At 63.5% G+C, this 554-nt stretch carries 1 protein-coding gene; it reads right to left on the bottom strand.

All coding sequences use genetic code 11. The annotated features are described in order from the left end of the window. Positions 1-188, bottom strand: a 188-nt coding sequence (locus WH87_RS19910) for a hypothetical protein (RefSeq protein ID WP_211199126.1), incomplete at its 3' end; no start/stop codon positions are given. Positions 189-554 lie beyond the last annotated feature (366 nt).

Below are 554 nucleotides of genomic sequence, written 5' to 3'. Positions count from 1 at the left end.
GGTATGACGCAGGCTCCGGCCATATCGGACTGGTGATCGGCCGCCGGAGCCTGTGCTGACGGACCTACCCAAGCGATCCGATCCCCGCAGATCACGACGGCTGCATTGCGGATCTGTCCGAGCTCGTCAGTACCGACAGATGGATCGTTGGTGACAAGCAGACCGATGTTATTGATGACGATGCTCACGAGTCACGGCCTCTCAGTTCGTCCAATACGTGGCGCAAGTCCTCGGCAACTGCGGCATCAAGCCGGTTCCACTCCCCAGCGACGATAGTGGCCGCTACGTCATTGGCTGTTGCCACTAGGGGCCAGCGCGTCGGGTCCACCCCGGCCAGGCGTGCTGATGACGGCTCGACGACGACAATATCGGCGGGGTCCCCGACAGCCAGCCCGGCGGATCCAGGCCCGGGTGTGGAAGTCTGGCGTGGAAGCGGCTCAGCTGCCGGTCGGAGACTCGCAACCCCGTTTCGTGTACCGATTTTCCACAGCGCCTCACAACCAATGACACCGCGCGTCCCGGTGGCCAAGCGAGCAGTGGATTCCAGCATCCGC

This window comes from Devosia epidermidihirudinis (assembly GCF_000971295.1).
Taxonomy (GTDB): domain Bacteria; phylum Pseudomonadota; class Alphaproteobacteria; order Rhizobiales; family Devosiaceae; genus Devosia; species Devosia epidermidihirudinis.
The sequence above is the reverse complement of the archived record's forward strand: the minus strand, read 5'-3'. Positions and strand labels throughout refer to the sequence as shown.